Genomic DNA, 13,275 nt, shown 5'->3' with positions numbered 1-13,275 from the left:
TGTCATGAGCGAAGACGCACAAGATGTAGTACTGGTAGTGGAAGATGAACCGCTGATCCGGATGATCCTGCGCGACTATCTGGCAGGGCAGGGCTACCACGTGCTGGTGGCGGAAGATGGGGCAGAAGCTTTCGCCATTCTGGCCAGCAAGCCGCATTTGGACCTCATGGTCACCGATTTCCGATTGCCGGGTGGCATTTCCGGAGTGGAGATCGCTGAGCCTGCGCTTAAACTGCGGCCGGATCTGAAAGTGATCTTCATCAGCGGCTACCCAGCCGAGATTCTTGAATCGGGCAGCCCTATTGCACGCAAGGCGCCGATTCTGGCGAAGCCTTTCGACCTTGATACCTTGCACGAGCAGATCCAGGCCTTGCTCAAGTGACGTGTCTGCAAGACTGAGACTGCAAACGTTCAAGCAAAGTAATCAGCTCATCAATGGGCACTGGGTATCCGTGCTCAGTGGATGCGATTGCTGCCGCTGCTGACTTCTCCAGGCACCGCATCGCCCGCCATGCGCTTGCGGAACAATGCTGCCCGCGCCAGCAACAATGTCGTCACCGGCACAGTGATTGACAATAAGACGGGGATTAACCACGCGTGCAGCACGGGCCCGTGCTTGAGCTCGGAGAAGTACAGAATCGATGCCAGGCTCACGCACCAGGCACCAAGAGTCGAAGCCAGTGCCGGTGGGTGCATGCGTTGGAAATAGTCTCTGAGTCGCACCAGCCCGATTGCGCCGAGCAAGGCGAACAGACTGCCCGTCAGTAGCAGTGCGGCGGTGACTAACTCCAGCCAGAATGGCAACTCAACGGTCTGGATCATTCGATCACCTCCCCGCGTAGCAGAAACTTGGCCAGGGCGAATGACCCGACGAAGCCAAACAGTGCGATCAGCATGGCGCCTTCGAAGTAGGTGTCACTGCCATATCGGATGCCCAACACCAACATCATCAGCATCGCCAGGATGTACAGGTAGTCCAGCGCCAGCACTCGGTCTTGTGCCGAGGGGCCGCGAAACACCCTGATCAATGCCAGCGCCATGGCGATGACGAAGATGAACAGGCTGGCGAGGATGGCATTGGCAAGTAGGCCAGTCATTCGAAGATCTCCATCAGCGGACGTTCGTAAGTGTGTTTGAAATGCGCGATGAAGGTGTCTTCGTCGTCAAGGTCAAACACATGTAGCAACAGCACGCTGCGGTCCAGGGCCAACTCCGACCAGACTGTTCCAGGAACCACCGTGGTTATCATCGATAAGGCGGCCAACCCGTGAGCATCGCGAAGTGCCAAAGGGATATGCACGAACGACGAGCGAGGGGGATGGGTGCGCGCCCGTAGCACGCCCCAGGCCACCTGCAGATTCGATAAAATCACGTCCAGGCCGACGCGAGCGATTAGGCGGATGACCGTCAAGGGGCGGCGCACGTGTGCATGCTGGGGGCGCAGCGGCGCCATTAGCAGGGGCGCAAGAATACCTAGCGCTGCGGCAAGCAGCAGATTACCGGGACTGATCGAAACGTTCAGAGCCAGCCACAGTACGAACAGCGACAGGGACAGCAGCGGGGCGGGGAACAGTCGCTTCATGGCTGTACCTGCGAGAGCGTGGTTGGGCCGGGCAGGGTGCGCGTCGACAAGACCGCCTGGATGTAGGTATCCGGTGCCTGCAGGCCAGCGGCGGTATCCTGCGTATACCGCAGTAGGGGCTCGGCCTGCGCGCTGATTAGGATACACAAGCCCAGCAATAGCACGATCGGCATACATTCGTAGCCACGCAACAGAGGAGAGGCCGGCTCTTCGGGTTTCCAGAACCGTTGGATGCCGACTCGGCCGAAGGCGATCAACGATGCCATCCCGGAGAGCAAGAGTAATGCCACCAGGCACCAGCCCGCTGCCGATAATGGCTGTTCTGGCGCAGCGCCAAGGCCCAGTGGGTTGAACAGCGCGCTGATCAGATTGAGCTTTCCGATGAAGCCCGACAGTGGCGGCATACCAATGATCAGCAGCGCACAGGCGATAAAGCTCAGACCGAGGAAGGCCATGGTCCATGGGATGATCTGTCCGATGACGGCTTTCTGCTCATCGTCCAAGTTGATGCCCTTGGGCGGATGTAGAGACTCGAGCAGGGGGGGGATGGCATCTTCCTCATCATCCAGGGGCGCCTCATTGGCCGAGCGCGAACGCTCGATCAGTTCGGCGAGCAGGAACAAGGCGCACAGTGCAAGAGTGGAACTGACCAGATAGAACAACGCTGCGCCAGTGAGAACCGGCTGGCCGAAGCCGACCGCTGCCAACAGAGTGCCGGCCGAGACCAGAATACTGAGTGCCGCCAAGCGCTCCAGGCGCTGCGCAGCCAGAATGGAGACCACTGCCACAGCCAGGGTTACCAATCCTCCATAGACCAGCCATTGCCCACCAAAGTGTGCCGAGGCGCCGGCCTGTTCGGAGAACAGCAGTGTCCACAAGCGCAGTAAGGCATACAGTCCAACCTTGGTCATGATAGCGAACAGCGCCGCCACCGGTGCGCTGGCCGAGGCATAGGCCGGCACCAGCCAGAAATTCAACGGCCAGACCCCGGCCTTGACCAAGAAGGCCATGGCCAAGATCGCAGCACCGGCGTGTAGCAGGCCGCGATCGGCCTCGGCCACCAGAGGAATTTTCAATGCCAGATCGGCCATGTTCAGCGTGCCGGTCACGCCGTAGAGCATGGCGGCCCCGACCAGGAACAGAGAAGAAGCGAACAAGTTTATGGCGACGTAATGCAGGCCGGCCTTGACTCGAGCCCTGCCCGAGCCATGCAGCAACAGGCCGTAGGACGCTGCCAGCAGGACTTCGAAAAATACGAACAGGTTAAACAGGTCGGCCGTGAGGAAGGCGCCGTACAAACCCATCAGTTGGATCTGGAACAGAGCGTGGAAGCTGGCCCCGGCACCATCCCAACGGGCACGCGCGAACAGCAGTGCACTGACGCCGATCACTCCGGTGAGCGTCAGCATCAGCGCCGATAAATGATCGACTACCAGTACGATGCCAAACGGCGCTGGCCAGTTGCCCGGCAGGTACACGCCGATGGATTCGGCCTGGCCCTGATTTCGCACCCACAGCAGCAGCGTGATGGCGACCCCCAGGCCGATCAGGCTGGACAGCAGGTTGAGCCGGCCCTTGAACTGGCGGTGTTTCTCGCCGATCAGCAGCATGATCGCGGCAGTCACCAACGGCAGTAGGATGGGGGCTACGATCAATTGATTCATCCCACTCATTCCCCACGCTCCCGGCCGTCGACGTGGTCGGTACCTGTGAGACCTCGCGAGGCCAGGAGCACCACCAGAAACAAGGCCGTCATGGCGAAACTGATGACGATGGCGGTCAGTACCAGGGCCTGTGGTAGCGGATCGGTGTAGTTCAGCAGATCCTGTGGCACGCCTTCCTTGATGATCGGTTCCTTCCCGATGAACAGGCTGCCCATGCTGAAGATGAACAGGTTCACGCCATAGGACAGCAAGCACAGCCCCATGATCACCTGATAGGTGCGTGGACGCAGTACCAGCCACACACCGGAGGCAGTCAGTACGCCGATTGCGACTGCGATGACTTCTTCCATCAGGCGGCTCCTGCTTGGCTGGATTTCTGGTTGCCCGGGCGGTAGGCGCGTACCGACTGGTGCGCCAGAGCAGTGAGGATCAGGAGGGTCGAGCCGACCACCACTGTGTACACGCCGACGTCGAAGAACAGAGCGCTGGCCACGTGGATATCTCCAAGCAAAGGCAGGTGCAGGTGCGCGGTGTGTGTGGTGAGGAATGGGTAACCGAGGACCATGGCGCCGATACCGGTGAGAGTGGCGCACAGTAATCCGGTGCCCATCCACCGCAGTGGACGCAGGCTCATCTGCGCCTCGACCCACTGGGTGCCGGCCACCATGTACTGAAGAATGAAGGCCACGGACATCACCAAACCAGCGACGAAGCCTCCTCCGGGTTGGTTGTGACCGCGCATGAACAGGTACATCGACACCAGGAGGGCGATGGGCAGCAGTAATCGCACCAGCACTGCCGGGACCATCATGAAGCCCAGCGCGGTATCGGCAACCTGTCGCGGATTCACCAGGTCGGTGACCAGGTCCGGGGCCAGGTGGCGCTGCTGTGCTGGCAGTTGCATGCTTTCTTTTGGCGGGCGGAAGCGACGCAGCAGGGCGAAGACAGTCAGCGCGACGGCCACGAGTACGGTGATTTCGCCGAGGGTGTCGAAACCGCGGAAATCGACCAGCATCACATTGACGACATTGGTGCCTCCGCCTTCTGGCAAGGCGCGACTGAGGTAGAACGAAGAAATGTTATTGGGGGTGGCACGCGTCAGCATTGCATACGACAGCAGCGCCATGCCGCCACCGACCAGGATCGCCAGCAGCAGATCGCGCAGACGTCGTACCCGCGCCCGCTCGCGGCTGCCGGGCAGTGGCGTGACGCCTTCGATCCTGCGTGGTAACCAGCGCAGGCCTAGCAGAATCAGAACGGTGGTCACGACTTCGACCACCAATTGGGTGAGCGCCAGGTCGGGTGCCGAGAACCAGACGAAGGTGATACAGGTCATCAGCCCGCACACGCTGACCATGATCAGTGCGGCCAGCCTGTGGTACTTGGCCTGCCAGGCGGCGCCGATCGCGCAGGCGATCGCGATCAGCCACATCACTACGAATACGCCGGAACCCGGGATCTTCGGCCGGTCGCCCCAGCTGATGCCGCTATAGAGCATCGGTGATAGACCGGCAATGAACGCGGCTGTTACCAGCATGAACAGTTGTGTCTGCAGGCGGCGACTGGTCAACAGGGCCTCGGCGCGTCGAGCGATCAGCATCAGGCGTACCAGGCCATGTTCGAACAGGCGCTTGCCGTTGAAGCGTTCGATCAGCGGCGGGTAAGGGAAGCGGCCCCGGCGCAGTTGCTTACGCAGCAGCAGGTACAGCACCACACCGCCACACATGGCGATCAGGCTCATGATCATCGGTGCGTTCCAGCCATGCCAGATTGCCAAGCTGTACTCTGGCAGCGTTCCGCCCACCACCGGCAGCGCCGCAGCAGCCAGTAACGGGCCGACAGATTGGGCGGGAAAGATGCCGACTACCAGGCAGGTCAGCACCAACAGCTCGACCGGTGCACGCATCCAGCGTGGCGGCTCGTGCGGGGTATGTGGCAGGTCCTGCGCAGTGGGTCCGAAGAAAACGTCGACGGTGAAGCGCAACGCATAGGCCACACTGAAGGTTCCGGCCAGAGTCGCGATCACTGGCAAGGCTATTTCGACCCAGGCTGATGAGGTGATGAACACGGTTTCAGCGAAGAACATTTCCTTGGAAATGAAGCCGTTCATCAGCGGCACGCCTGCCATGGATGCGCTGGCGACCATGGCCAGAGTGGCGGTGTACGGCACCAGGCGGATCAGACCGCTGAGGCGTCGGATGTCTCGGGTGCCGCTTTCATGGTCGATGATGCCAGCGGCCATGAACAGCGATGCCTTGAAGGTGGCGTGGTTGAGTATATGGAAGACCGCTGCTACCGCTGCCAGCGGGCTGTTCAGTCCCAGTAGCAAGGTGATCAGACCCAGGTGGCTGATGGTCGAATAGGCCAGCAAACCCTTGAGATCGTTTTGAAACATGGCGGCGAACGCACCGAGTAACAAAGTGCAGGCACCGGCACCGCCGACGATCCAGAACCATTCCTCGGTGCCTGCCAGTGTTGGCCAAAGCCGAGCCATCAGGAACACTCCTGCCTTGACCATGGTTGCCGAGTGCAGGTAGGCAGAAACTGGCGTGGGCGCAGCCATTGCGTGCGGCAGCCAGAACTGGAAGGGGAATTGCGCACTCTTGCTCAAGGCGCCCAGGAGGATCAACGGTAGAAGTACCGGATAGAGCGCATGCTGGCGCACGGCATCGCCGGCGGCCAGTACCTTGTCCAGGTCGTAGCTGCCGACCACATGTCCGAGCAGTAGCGCCCCGACCAGCAGGCAGAGCCCGCCTGCGCCGGTGACCATCAACGCCATGTAGGCGCCACGACGGGCGTCGGCGCGGTGGTGCCAGTAGCCAATCAGCAGGAAGGAGAACAGGCTGGTGAGCTCCCAGAAGAACACCAGTTGAATAAGGTTGCCGGAAATCACCAAGCCGAGCATGGCACCCATGAAGGCCAGGAAGAAGGCAAAGAAGCGTGGCACTGGATCCTGGGGCGACATGTAGTAGCGCGCATACAGAGACACCAGGGTGCCGATGCCCAGCACCAGCAGCGAAAACAGCCAGGCAAAGCCGTCCATGCGCAGCACAAGGTTCAAGCCCAGGCTCGGCAACCACAGAAATTCTTCGCGAATCACGCCGCCGTGCGCGACCTGCGGATACAGCAGCGCCACCTGGACAGTGCCGACCAGGGCTACGAGTCCGGCAAGGATGGACTCGGCATTACGCGCATTGTGCGGCAGGACGGCTGCCAGGCAACTGCCGATGAACGGCAGAAGCAATAGCACTATCAATGACATAGCGTTCTAATCTGCGAAGGTTGGTCAAGGATCATACGTGCGCAGGTGGTGGATCACCAACACGCAAGCTGTGGCAGAATCCTACAAAAGCGTGGTGACAAGCAGTTTTTTTATAACAGTTTTTTTCAGAGCATAGTCATTGGGCGAGAGTTCAACGCCCGCTCTCGCCTGCATTGTTCGGTGAGGGCGCCGAGGTATCGTCCGGCACGGTGCTCCTGCGCCGGACCTTCAGTTCGCTGATAACGACCGCTGTCACGATCAATGCGCCACCCAACAGCGCCAAGCCCGGTAGGCGTTCTCCGGCAAGACGACCGACAATCCCTGCCCAGACCGGCTCGCCGGCGTAGATCAAGGTAGCCCGGGTGGGCGATACCGACTTCTGCGCCCAATTCATCGCGACTTGGATGACTGCACTCATGGCGCCCAGGCCAATGGCGCTGATAAGCAGTAGCCAGGAGAAATCAGGCAAGCGCTCCTGAGTTGGAATAGTCATCAGAAATGACAGCACAGAAGCGGTCGCCAGTTGCACCACGGTCACTCGGCGCACGTCCACCTTACCGGCATAGCGGCTGATCAGGATGATTTCACCGGCGATCGCCACCGCGCTGATCAGCGTCACCAGTTCACCTTCGCTCATGTGCAAAGTGCCGCCCTCAGGGCCTGCCAACAACATCAGGCCAACGAAGGCCAAGACGATTCCGAGGCTGGGCATCAAGCCAGGCCGCCGCCCTAGTACCAGCCACTGCAGCACGGGCACGAAAGGCACGTACAGCGCGGTGATGAAGGCTGACTGACTGCTGCTGATGCTTTGCAGGCCCATGGTTTGAAGTCCGTAACCGAGCATGATCGAGGCGCCAATCACTACCCCGGCTTTCAATTCGGTGAATGTCAGTCCTGGCAATGCGCGCATCGAGACCAGCCCGACGAACAGCGCCGCTGCGGCAAACCGCAGTCCGACGAAGTACATCGGCCCACTGACGCTCATGACGTTGTGGACGATTAGGAAGGTTCCGCCCCACAGCATGGTAATGAACACCAGCACCATCTCAGCTTTGCTCAGGCGGAAATAGATGGAAGGCCGTGGACGGCAGTTGGGCTGGCTCATGATCTTGCGCACTCGTGGAGGGCGGCGCACAATCGCCGCAAAGTGCGCAGTATACTGCGCAGCCCCTTCTGGTGAGCAATATAGTGCACAGAGATTCTTCCCACCGCGCTTCGGTGTTGCAATACGTCAGCCAGAACATCCGCCGCTTGCGCACTGAGCAACGCTATAGCCAGACTCTTTTGGCAGAGCGCTCGGGCGTCAGCCGACGGATGCTAGTGGCCATCGAAGCTGGCGAAAAGAATGTGAGCTTGACCACCCTTGACCTGATCGCCGAAGCCTTGGGCGTAGCGTTCAGTACGCTTATCCAGGCGCCGGAACAGCGTGATTCGGCACGCATCAACCAACTGGCCTGGGCTGGGCAGCACCCCGAGAGTCGTGCTGTATTGCTGGGTAGCAGTTCGGCACGGCGTGAAGTGGAGTTGTGGGAGTGGACCCTGGGGCCAGGCGAGCACTATGCCAGTGAGGCCGATGCTGAAGGCTGGAGTGAGCAGATCTATGTCTGCTCAGGTTGCCTGACCGTGGTGATCGAGGGGGGCGAAGTGCGCCTGCAAGCAGGCGACTTCTACATCTTCCAAAGCAATTGCCGTTATGCCTACCGTAACGACGGCGACCAACCCACTCGCTTCGTGCGCAACGTAGTGATTTGAGCGCAGTGCTTCACGCCTCGGGGAGCAGTGAGGCGGTGTCTTGTACGCGAGCGAACGCAAATGCCAGGGCGGCCATGGCTGCGCCATGCACTTGCTCAGCCGGTATGCTGTGCTCGGCGAAGGTAAGTCCTAGCGTTGCGCAGGCGTCGTGTGCCACTGTCACTTGGTATCCGTGGTCTGCTGCGGCGCGGGTGGCCGAGTCGATGCACATATGGCTCATGGCTCCGACAATGGTTATCGCCTTTACCGCCTGCTCATCCAGCACTTTCTTGAGCTCAGTGTCACGAAAGGCGTTGACCTGATGCTTGAGCACAACCACCTCATCGGCGGTGGGTAGCACCTTTACATGGATTTGCGCGCCGTGCGATCCAGGCGTGAAGAACGGCGCGTCAGCCGACTCGAACTCGTGGCGTACATGCACCACCAGGTCACCGCGTTCGCGAGCCTTGGCCAGCAGGCGCGCGGCGTTGTCGGCCGCCGCTTCGATGCCGTCCAAGGTCCATTTGCCGCCGGGGAAGTAATCGTTCTGGATATCGATGAGAATAAGGGCCTCTTTAGCCATGTCGGGAGTCTCCGGTGAAGTGTGCTGAGAGTGCGATGAGGTTAGCCCGAGATGGGGCCGGCCGGGATTGGCGCGACCGACAGATTGAAGGCAAAAACTGACATGGGGTCTGAAGTGGAAGTAGGCGTGTTGATCTACCCGGATGTGCAGATCGCGGCGGTACACGGCTTGACGGATCTGTTCGCAGTCGCCAACAGGGTGGCTGGAGAGATGGGCAATATTCAGTTGTCGAGGATCCGCGTCACTCACTGGCAGCTCGATGGCTTCGGCAGATTGGCCCCTGTCTATGACAGTCACCCGGGAGCGGTCCATGCGCTCAACGTGTTGGTGATCCCGCCCAGTCTTGGTGGCGCGCCCCCCTCGGAGCTGCTTGAGCGTCATTGTCCGCACCTGTGTGACTGGCACGGACGCGGTGCGGTGCTGGCCTCAGTATGCATTGGTGTGTTCTTCCTCGCCGCCAGCGGGGTGCTGGATCGGCGTCCGGCGAGCACTCACCAAAACTACGTGCACGCTTTGCTCGAGCGCTACCCCGAGGTCCGCGCTGACGCCAATGTGCCCCTACTGGACGACGGCGACGTCGTGACCTCGGCGGGCTTGATGGCTTGGACCGGGCTGGGACTGCGATTGCTCGAGCGTTTTCTTGGCGCCACGCTCGCCTTTGAGACTGCCCGATACCTTTCGCTGGAGCCGCTGCCAAGCGCAGTCGCGGGAGCACTGTTCGTCCCTCGCCTGGACCATGGTGATGAGGCTGTGCTCAAAGTGCAGCATTGGTTGCAGGGCGGTGGGGTGCAACACGCAAGTGTGAGCAGCATGGCGGCATGCGCCGGTTTGGAGGAGCGCACCTTCCTTCGCCGGTTCCGTGCTGCAACTGGATTGCGTCCTACTCATTATTGTCAGCAGATCCGGGTGGGGCGTGCTTGTCGCTTGTTGGAGTTTACTAGGCGTAACGTGGACCATATCGCCTGGGAGGTGGGATACCAGGATCCTGGCGCGTTTCGCAAGGTGTTCCAGGCCGCCACAGGTTTTACACCCAGTGACTATCGACGACGTTTCGCCCCGACCGTTTGATCGAGCCGCGCTGGCATAACTGACGGCAGCACCGGCATCTGGCTCCGATTGCAGGACATGGCCTGCTGTTCCATTATCCAGCGTCTGAAACCGTCGACGATATTGCCGCAGGAGAGTGCATGAGCCGTTCCCCAACCCCCCAGGATTCCGTTCCTTCGCGTCTGGCACGTGTTCGTCAGGTGCTGGCCAGAGAAGGCGTCGATGCCTTGTTGGTGCCTTCTGCCGATCCTCATTTGTCGGAGTACCTGCCTGAGCATTGGCAAGGCCGTCAGTGGCTTTCTGGATTTCAGGGGTCTGTGGGAACGCTGGTGGTCACGGCGGAGTTCGCCGGTCTATGGGTCGATAGCCGCTATTGGGAACAAGCCGCAGTGGAGCTGTCAGGCAGTGGCATCGAACTGATGAAGCTGCAGGGAGGTGGGCCCGGCGCACTCGATTGGCTGGGCGCGCATACCGTCAGTGGCGGGGTGGTTGCAGTCGATGGTGCGGTGATGTCCCTGACCTCCGCCCGTCAACTGGAAGAGCGTCTGAAAGTACGTCACGCGAAATTGCTCACCCATCTGGACGTGTTTGACGAGGTGTGGAGTGCGCGTCCGGCGTTACCCGGCAATCGTGTCTATGAACACTTGGCGCCCTATGCCACGCGTGCGCGCGCTGACAAACTCGCAGCGTTGCGCTGCACAATGGCCGAGAAGGATGCTGATTGGCATTTCATTGCCACCTTGGATGACATCGCCTGGCTGCTCAATCTGCGGGGTAGCGATGTCTCCTACAACCCGGTGTTTGTGGCGTTTGCCTTGATCGGTGGTGACCGAGCGACGCTTTTCGTTGCGCAGGAAAAAATCGATGCCAGCCTGCGTCAGGCACTCGCTGCCGATGGTGTCGAGGTGCAGGATTACAATGAAGTCCATCGAGCACTGGCCGCGATCGAAACTGATCACCGTCTTTTGTTTGATCCGGCACGTGTGACCTGTGGTCTTCTGGCGTCTGTCGATGAACGCGTTACGTGGATCGAGAGCCTCAACCCGACGACGTTGAGTAAGTCGCGCAAAAGCGAGGCCGAACTGATGCATATCCGTAAGGTAATGGAACAGGATGGTGCAGCCTTGTGCGAGTTCTTCGCCTGGTTCGAAATGACTCTGGGACAGGAGGTCATCACCGAGCTGTCGGTGGATGAGCACTTGAGTGCAGCGCGGGCGCGACGGCCTGACTTCGTCTCGTTGAGCTTCTCGACCATTGCTGCGTTCAATGCCAATGGCGCAATGCCGCACTATCGCGCGACTGCCCAGTCCCATGCGGTGATCGAGGGTGATGGCTTGCTGCTCATCGACTCGGGCGGACAGTACTTTGGGGGGACTACCGACATCACCCGCATGGTGCCGATCGGTACGCCCAGCGAGGCGCAGAAGACAGACTGTACGCGCGTGCTCAAAGGCATGATCGCACTATCACGCGCGAAGTTTCCGCGAGGGATTCTCTCGCCGATGCTCGACGCCATCGCCAGGGCACCGCTGTGGGTTGATCAAGTCGATTACGGGCATGGCACAGGGCATGGGGTAGGCTACTTCATGAATGTGCACGAGGGGCCGCAGGTGATTGCCTATCAAGCCTCCGCCAGTCCGCAGACAGCGATGCAGGAGGGCATGATCAGTTCCATCGAGCCGGGTACCTACAGGCCGGGTGAGTGGGGCGTACGGATCGAAAACCTGGTGGTCAATCGCGAAGCAGGGCGAAGTGTCTTCGGCGAGTTTCTGGCGTTCGAAACGTTGACCCTGTGCCCGATCGATACACGCTGCCTGATACCAGAGTTACTGGACGCTTCAGAACGGCATTGGCTCAATCAGTATCACCAGGCAGTGCGCCAGCGTCTTGCGCCTCTACTTGAGGGTGATGCCCTTGCGTGGCTGGAGCGCCGGACCCTGCCTCTATGAGAGAGTTGAAAGAAGGGCAGCGAACGCTGCCCTTCTTTACTTGCAGATCACGATCATGCTGCGACTGGTATAGCCGGCCGGATTGATTCCGAACACATAATCGCCAGGCTCCTCCTCACTGTCGCTGGAGCGAGCGATGACTTTGTACCCTTTGCTGCTGCAAGAGGCTTGAGCGTTGGCGTAGCACTTATCCCAAGAGGAGGAGAGGCCCGAGCAATTGATGTGGATGCCTTTCTTTCCTCGTTTCACCTCGGTCTTGGCGGTAGCGGCGCACCCAGCAATGGCCACGATGGCCAGGATGAGAAAAATACGTTTCATTCCTGTCCTTATCAGGGCGTTTACAGGTGTAGGCCCTTTCAGTGGTGACTGCGTTCTTCCTGAAACTCCCTGCTTCCGTGCCCAGCTTAGTAGATCGTCTGAAAATGATGATTCTTCGACAGCTTAAACAGCCTGATAGACCGGTACAAGGCTGAAGAAGGGCCAATGAAAGTATTTCTCAGATCAATCGACTGCAACAGGTGGAGGGTTCTCCTTGCGCATGGAAAGGGTTGCGCCCACGGAGGCCGTGATGATCGCCAGAATTGCGAGCCATTGTGTCAAGCTCAGCACTTCACCGAGAAATAGCAATCCGGACAGCGCCCCGAAGACCGGCTCAATGCTCATCAAGGTGCCGAAGGTGCGAGCTGGCATGCGGGTGAGTGCGACCATCTCTAGGCTGTAGGGTAGGGCGGTAGAAAGCACCGCCACGCCCAGGGCTATCGGAATTAGCCCAGGTGTCAGCAAGGCGCTGCCTGCGTGTGCAATCCCAATGGGGGCGATGAACAGGGCTGCGATCAACACGCCAAGGGCTGCGGTCTGGATACCATTTTCAGCGCCTGCGCGTTGCCCATATAAAATGTACAGCGCCCAGCACACGCCCGCCCCCAATGCGTACGCAGCGCCTGTGAGGTCTAAGGCAGCGTCAGTTTGTCCGGTCGGCATCAGCAAGAGCAGGCCGGCGATCGCCAACGCGATCCAGAGAAAATCGAGTGCGCGGCGCGAGGCGAAGATCGCTACCGCCAACGGTCCCGTGAATTCCAAGGCCACAGCGATGCCTAGCGGTACGCTACGCAGAGACATATAGAAGAGGAAGTTCATGCCGCCCAAGGCCAACCCGTAAATGATGACGCTGCGCAGAGTGCGAGCGTTGAGCTTGGCGCGCCACGGCCGCAGTAGGGCTAGCATGATGATGCTGGCAAAGATCAGGCGCAATGCTGTAGTGCCTTGGGCACCCACGATTGGAAACATGCTTTTAGCCAAGGAGGCGCCTGACTGGATCGAGGCCATGGCGATTAGCAGCAGGCCAATGGGGAAAAGCGTGGTGGCCAAGCCGCGGCAGGTATTGTTCATTGGGTAGGACAGTCCAGAAGGAAGGCGATTCAGTTGCGCACTATATTGCGCAATTGGTCGCTGGGTAT

Annotated in this window: 14 protein-coding genes; 4 read left to right on the top strand and 10 right to left on the bottom strand. The window is 59.9% G+C overall.

Annotated features, from left to right (window positions below; all coding sequences use genetic code 11):
* Window positions 1-4: 4 nt before the first annotated feature.
* Entirely contained in the window at window positions 5-382 is a 378-nt protein-coding gene (locus ACK2SD_RS16000; RefSeq protein ID WP_029612722.1) for a response regulator, read from the top strand.
* 74 nt (window positions 383-456) lie between these two features.
* Here the strand turns inward: ACK2SD_RS16000 and ACK2SD_RS15995 are convergent, their stop codons facing one another.
* The 7 genes from ACK2SD_RS15995 to ACK2SD_RS15965 form a co-directional block, all read right to left on the bottom strand.
* Window positions 457-822, bottom strand: coding sequence for a Na+/H+ antiporter subunit G (locus ACK2SD_RS15995; RefSeq protein WP_412460287.1), 366 nt, complete (start codon window positions 820-822; stop codon window positions 457-459).
* Complete coding sequence (locus ACK2SD_RS15990) at window positions 819-1,097, bottom strand: K+/H+ antiporter subunit F (protein ID WP_029612720.1); 279 nt, start codon at window positions 1,095-1,097, stop codon at window positions 819-821. The genes ACK2SD_RS15995 and ACK2SD_RS15990 overlap by 4 nt, the downstream gene beginning before the upstream one ends.
* Window positions 1,094-1,582: a Na+/H+ antiporter subunit E gene (locus ACK2SD_RS15985; protein ID WP_412460286.1), complete on the bottom strand. Its 489-nt coding sequence runs from the start codon at window positions 1,580-1,582 to the stop codon at window positions 1,094-1,096. The genes ACK2SD_RS15990 and ACK2SD_RS15985 overlap by 4 nt, the downstream gene beginning before the upstream one ends.
* Window positions 1,579-3,255, bottom strand: a complete 1,677-nt coding sequence (locus ACK2SD_RS15980; RefSeq protein ID WP_412460285.1) for a monovalent cation/H+ antiporter subunit D — start codon at window positions 3,253-3,255, stop codon at window positions 1,579-1,581. Before ACK2SD_RS15980 ends, ACK2SD_RS15985 begins: the two co-directional genes overlap by 4 nt.
* Window positions 3,252-3,596 carry a Na+/H+ antiporter subunit C gene (locus ACK2SD_RS15975; RefSeq protein ID WP_412460284.1) on the bottom strand — a complete coding sequence of 115 codons (345 nt, stop codon included), beginning with the start codon at window positions 3,594-3,596 and terminating at the stop codon, window positions 3,252-3,254. The genes ACK2SD_RS15980 and ACK2SD_RS15975 overlap by 4 nt, the downstream gene beginning before the upstream one ends.
* Window positions 3,596-6,508 (bottom strand): monovalent cation/H+ antiporter subunit A, encoded by a 2,913-nt coding sequence (locus ACK2SD_RS15970; RefSeq protein ID WP_412460283.1) that lies wholly within the window; start codon window positions 6,506-6,508, stop codon window positions 3,596-3,598. The genes ACK2SD_RS15975 and ACK2SD_RS15970 overlap by 1 nt, the downstream gene beginning before the upstream one ends.
* 151 nt (window positions 6,509-6,659) lie before the next feature.
* On the bottom strand, window positions 6,660-7,613 hold the full coding sequence (locus ACK2SD_RS15965) for a DMT family transporter (RefSeq protein WP_412460282.1): 954 nt from the start codon (window positions 7,611-7,613) through the stop codon (window positions 6,660-6,662).
* A gap of 83 nt (window positions 7,614-7,696) precedes the next feature.
* On the opposite strand from ACK2SD_RS15965, the gene ACK2SD_RS15960 reads away from it, so the two are divergent.
* A complete protein-coding gene (locus ACK2SD_RS15960) occupies window positions 7,697-8,260 on the top strand; it encodes a helix-turn-helix domain-containing protein (protein WP_412460281.1) in 564 nt (187 codons plus the stop codon).
* Between the two features lie 10 nt (window positions 8,261-8,270).
* On the opposite strand, the gene ACK2SD_RS15955 is transcribed toward ACK2SD_RS15960, so the two are convergent.
* Window positions 8,271-8,822: a cysteine hydrolase family protein gene (locus ACK2SD_RS15955; RefSeq protein WP_412460280.1), complete on the bottom strand. Its 552-nt coding sequence runs from the start codon at window positions 8,820-8,822 to the stop codon at window positions 8,271-8,273.
* 84 nt (window positions 8,823-8,906) lie between these two features.
* Here ACK2SD_RS15955 and ACK2SD_RS15950 point away from each other — a divergent pair, with 84 nt between their 5' ends.
* Together ACK2SD_RS15950 and ACK2SD_RS15945 are read left to right on the top strand one after the other, a co-directional pair.
* On the top strand, window positions 8,907-9,890 hold the full coding sequence (locus ACK2SD_RS15950; RefSeq protein WP_412460279.1) for a GlxA family transcriptional regulator: 984 nt from the start codon (window positions 8,907-8,909) through the stop codon (window positions 9,888-9,890).
* Window positions 9,891-10,009: 119 nt separating this feature from the next.
* Window positions 10,010-11,818 (top strand): aminopeptidase P family protein, encoded by a 1,809-nt coding sequence (locus ACK2SD_RS15945; protein ID WP_412460278.1) that lies wholly within the window; start codon window positions 10,010-10,012, stop codon window positions 11,816-11,818.
* Between the two features lie 36 nt (window positions 11,819-11,854).
* Here ACK2SD_RS15945 and ACK2SD_RS15940 read toward each other — a convergent pair whose 3' ends face one another.
* On the bottom strand, window positions 11,855-12,136 hold the full coding sequence (locus ACK2SD_RS15940) for a hypothetical protein (RefSeq protein WP_029612706.1): 282 nt from the start codon (window positions 12,134-12,136) through the stop codon (window positions 11,855-11,857).
* A 183-nt stretch (window positions 12,137-12,319) separates the two neighbouring features.
* Entirely contained in the window at window positions 12,320-13,207 is an 888-nt protein-coding gene (gene rhtA / locus ACK2SD_RS15935; RefSeq protein WP_412462331.1) for a threonine/homoserine exporter RhtA, read from the bottom strand.
* Between the last annotated feature and the right edge of the window lie 68 nt (window positions 13,208-13,275).

It is taken from the genome of Pseudomonas sp. SC11, from assembly GCF_047039205.1.
GTDB lineage: Bacteria > Pseudomonadota > Gammaproteobacteria > Pseudomonadales > Pseudomonadaceae > Aquipseudomonas > Aquipseudomonas boreofloridensis.
The sequence above is the reverse complement of the archived record's forward strand: the minus strand, read 5'-3'. Positions and strand labels throughout refer to the sequence as shown.

Bases quoted from the DNA above. Each gene is read 5' to 3' on its own strand.
- ACK2SD_RS16000 (WP_029612722.1), top strand. From the start codon at position 5: ATGAGCGAAGACGCACAAGATGTAGTACTGGTAGTGGAAGATGAACCG.
- ACK2SD_RS15995 (WP_412460287.1), bottom strand. From the start codon at position 822: ATGATCCAGACCGTTGAGTTGCCATTCTGGCTGGAGTTAGTCACCGCC.
- ACK2SD_RS15990 (WP_029612720.1), bottom strand. From the start codon at position 1,097: ATGACTGGCCTACTTGCCAATGCCATCCTCGCCAGCCTGTTCATCTTC.
- ACK2SD_RS15985 (WP_412460286.1), bottom strand. From the start codon at position 1,582: ATGAAGCGACTGTTCCCCGCCCCGCTGCTGTCCCTGTCGCTGTTCGTA.
- ACK2SD_RS15980 (WP_412460285.1), bottom strand. From the start codon at position 3,255: ATGAGTGGGATGAATCAATTGATCGTAGCCCCCATCCTACTGCCGTTG.
- ACK2SD_RS15975 (WP_412460284.1), bottom strand. From the start codon at position 3,596: ATGGAAGAAGTCATCGCAGTCGCAATCGGCGTACTGACTGCCTCCGGT.
- ACK2SD_RS15970 (WP_412460283.1), bottom strand. From the start codon at position 6,508: ATGTCATTGATAGTGCTATTGCTTCTGCCGTTCATCGGCAGTTGCCTG.
- ACK2SD_RS15965 (WP_412460282.1), bottom strand. From the start codon at position 7,613: ATGAGCCAGCCCAACTGCCGTCCACGGCCTTCCATCTATTTCCGCCTG.
- ACK2SD_RS15955 (WP_412460280.1), bottom strand. From the start codon at position 8,822: ATGGCTAAAGAGGCCCTTATTCTCATCGATATCCAGAACGATTACTTC.
- ACK2SD_RS15945 (WP_412460278.1), top strand. From the start codon at position 10,010: ATGAGCCGTTCCCCAACCCCCCAGGATTCCGTTCCTTCGCGTCTGGCA.
- ACK2SD_RS15940 (WP_029612706.1), bottom strand. From the start codon at position 12,136: ATGAAACGTATTTTTCTCATCCTGGCCATCGTGGCCATTGCTGGGTGC.
- rhtA (WP_412462331.1), bottom strand. From the start codon at position 13,207: ATGAACAATACCTGCCGCGGCTTGGCCACCACGCTTTTCCCCATTGGC.